Raw genomic sequence first — 443 nt, forward strand, 5'->3', positions numbered from 1 at the left:
GTGTTGGTGCGCGCGTCCACGATGAAGAGCCAACCCCACACCCGTTGTGTGGTGGGGTTCATAGAGTTACGGCGGCCATAGCGGCAGGGAAACACCCGGTCCCATCCCGAACCCGGAAGTTAAGCCTGCCAGCGCCGATGGTACTGCAACCGAGAGGATGTGGGAGAGTAGGACGCCGCCGGACAAACATTCCAGTAGGGGCCACCTCGTGAGGTGGCCCCTACTGTGCTTTGCACCTACATTCTTCAATAGCGATCTCGAGCTCCAGGAGACAAAGACGTGGCAGACCAGCGAGGCCGTCGTGACGGCGCCGGCGCCCCCCGGAAGGGTGGCCCCCGACAGGGCGGAGCCCCCCGGAAGGGCACGAGCTCCCGCAGCGGCGAGGACCGCAAGCCCTTCGACCGCAAGCCCTCCGGAGATCGCAAGCCCTCCGGAGATCGCAA

The 443-nt window shown here is 65.2% G+C and carries 1 rRNA gene; it reads left to right on the forward strand.

What is annotated here, in order from left to right:
* Positions 1–67: 67 nt before the first annotated feature.
* Positions 68–184 (forward strand): 5S ribosomal RNA (rrf, locus tag FHP29_RS00135).
* Positions 185–443: the final 259 nt, after the last annotated feature.

The sequence above is a fragment of the Nocardioides albidus genome, assembly GCF_006335005.1.
Classification (GTDB): Bacteria; Actinomycetota; Actinomycetes; order Propionibacteriales; family Nocardioidaceae; genus Nocardioides; species Nocardioides albidus.